1 protein-coding gene is annotated in these 208 nt (G+C 38.0%); it reads left to right on the top strand.

Translation table 11 applies throughout. From position 1 onward, the window contains the following. Positions 1-208: sialidase domain-containing protein (locus NE668_RS10290; RefSeq protein ID WP_256197027.1), on the top strand; the 208-nt coding region annotated here is incomplete at both ends.

Genomic DNA, 208 nt, shown 5'->3' with positions numbered 1-208 from the left:
AGGATACCGCTTTATTTCTGAAATTACGGGATTAGATACTGTTTCTCTGGGGGCAACAAAAAGGGGAGGAATTAATAAATATACTTTCGGAGGAAATATCCATAAGATCGAAGTGTATGAGACTCCTTTAACAGATGAAGAACTGATCGAGGAAACGAAGAAGACCGCATATCCTGAATTACAGCAGATTTTCCATAAAAATGACGGA

It is taken from the genome of Veillonella parvula (assembly GCF_024461875.1).
In the GTDB taxonomy this organism is placed as follows: domain Bacteria; phylum Bacillota; class Negativicutes; order Veillonellales; family Veillonellaceae; genus Veillonella; species Veillonella parvula_I.
Note: the sequence above shows the minus strand (reverse complement) of the source record. Positions and strands in the feature narration are given on the sequence as shown.